Origin of the sequence: Streptomyces sp. NPDC050636 (assembly GCF_040654775.1) — a bacterium.
In the GTDB taxonomy this organism is placed as follows: Bacteria; Actinomycetota; Actinomycetes; order Streptomycetales; family Streptomycetaceae; genus Streptomyces.
The window spans coordinates 1-2,277 of record NZ_JBFAIP010000242.1; the positions used below are offsets into that span (position 1 = coordinate 1).

The 2,277-nt window shown below is 67.7% G+C and carries 1 protein-coding gene and 1 pseudogene; both read right to left on the minus strand.

Annotated features, from left to right (window positions below; all coding sequences use genetic code 11):
- Window positions 1-90: pseudogene (locus AB0I10_RS40965) on the minus strand (hydroxypyruvate isomerase); the annotation flags it as partial.
- Window positions 91-203: 113 nt separating this feature from the next.
- Window positions 204-1,991 (minus strand): glyoxylate carboligase, encoded by a 1,788-nt coding sequence (gcl, locus tag AB0I10_RS40970; protein WP_363157827.1) that lies wholly within the window; start codon window positions 1,989-1,991, stop codon window positions 204-206.
- Window positions 1,992-2,277: the final 286 nt, after the last annotated feature.

Sequence of the window (2,277 nt, forward strand, 5' to 3'; positions counted from 1 at the left end):
CGCCCGCGCGGCCGCCGGCCGCTCCAGCAACGGAAGCTCGGTGAACAGGATCGACAGATTGACGTTGAAGCGTGTGTCCGTGAAACCCATGAGGCCGACACCCCTTCCGGATAGCGGATTTTCGTTTCTGTTCTACGGGATGGTGGCGATGCCGGGCGCGGCGGTCAAGCCGCGCCCGGCACACCATGCCGACCGGCTGCGAATCAGACCTTCAGCGGCCGGATCGCCGTGGGCGCGTGGCCCGGCTCCGTCGCGATCTCCTCGAACTCCTTGACCGCGCTGATGTCCGCGGTCGGGCTCATCGAGATGTTCGTGATGCGCTCCAGGATCGCCTCGACGACCACCGGCACCCGGTGCTCGGCCGCGAGCTTCTTGGCCTGCTCGAAGGCCGGCAGGAGCTCGTCGGGCTCGGTGACGCGGATCGCCTTGCAGCCCAGGCCCTCGGCGACCTTGACGTGGTCGACGCCGTAGACGCCCAGCTCCGGGGAGTTCTGGTTCTCGAACTCCAGGTTGACCTGGAAGTTGATGTCCAGGCCGATCTGCGCCTGACGGATCAGGCCCAGGTAGGCGTTGTTCACCAGGACATGGACGTACGGGATGCGGTGCTGCGCACCGACCGCCAGCTCCTCGATCATGAACTGGAAGTCGTAGTCACCGGAGAGCGCGACGATCGGGGTCTCCGGGTCCGCCTTCGCGGCGCCGAGCGCGGCCGGGATGGTCCAGCCGAGCGGGCCCGCCTGGCCGCAGTTGATCCAGTGGCGCGGCTTGTAGACGTGCAGCATCTGCGCGCCGGCGATCTGCGAGAGGCCGATCGTCGTCACATACCGCGTCTCGGGGCCGAAGGCCTTGTTCATCTCCTCGTAGACGCGCTGCGGCTTCATCGGGACGTTGTCGAAGTGCGTGCGGCGCTGCAGCGTTTCCTTGCGCTTCAGGTGGGACGCGACCCACTCGGAGCGGTCGGGGAGCTTGCCCGCGGCCTTGAGCTCCTTGGCGACCTCGACGAACAGCTCCAGAGCGACCTTGGCGTCCGACGCGATCCCGTAGTCGGGCGCGAAGATCTTGCCGATCTGGGTGGGCTCGATGTCGACGTGGACGAACTTGCGGCCCTGGGTGTAGACGTCCAGCTTGTAGCCGGTGTGACGGTTGGCCCAGCGGTTGCCGATACCGAGGACGAAGTCCGACTCCAGGAATGTCGCGTTGCCGTAGCGGTGGCCGGTCTGCTGGCCGACCATGCCCGCGTTCAGGTCGTGGTCGTCGGGGATGGTGCCCCAGCCCATCAGGGTCGGCACGACCGGGGTGTTGGTGATCTCGGCGAACTCGACCAGCAGGTCGGAGGCGTCCGCGTTGATGATGCCGCCGCCGGCGACGATCAGCGGGCGCTCGGACTCGACCAGGAACGAGATCGCCTTCTCGATCTGAGCGCGGGTCGCGGACGGCTTGTAGACCGGCAGCGGCTCGTACGTCTCCGGGTCGAACTCGATCTCGGTCTGCTGGACGTCGATCGGCAGGTCGATGAGGACCGGGCCGGGGCGGCCGGAGCGCATCAGGTGGAAGGCCTGCTGGAAGACGCCGGGGACCTGGGCGGCCTCCAGGACGGTGGTCGCGGCCTTGGTGACCGGCTTGGCGATCGAGGCGATGTCGACGGCCTGGAAGTCCTCCTTGTGGAGCAGGTGGGTCGGCGCCTGGCCGGTGATGCACAGGATCGGGATGGAGTCACCGATCGCCGAGTAGAGGCCGGTGATCATGTCGGTGCCGGCCGGGCCGGACGTGCCGATGCAGACACCGATGTTGCCCGCGTTGCTCCGGGTGTAGCCCTCGGCCATGTGGGACGCGCCCTCGACGTGCCGGGCGAGCGTGTGGTCGATCCCGCCCACGGTCTTGAGGGCCTTGTAGAAGGGGTTGATCGCGGCGCCCGGCACTCCGAACGCGTTCGTCACGCCCTCACGCTTGAGGATCTCCACTGCCGCTGCGGCGGCTGTCATTCGAGGCATCGGGTACTCCTGCGTCGACCTGTCAGGGGCATGCTCCGGCGAAGAGCCGGAAGGCTTTAATTCCGCATTATGGAATTAATGTTTTGCTTTATGGAAGAAACGTAGAGCGCGACGATCCGCTCGTCAAGGGGATGCCGGGCACGCGACGCCGGGATGTCCGCATATAGACGTCGCCGGGCCCCCCGGGGGGGGGGCGGCGGCGGGGGGGAGCGGGGGGGGGGGGGGGCCCCGAGGCGATCGCCCCAGGGGGGGTTTGGGGGCCCAAGGCCCCCAAAAACGGAACACG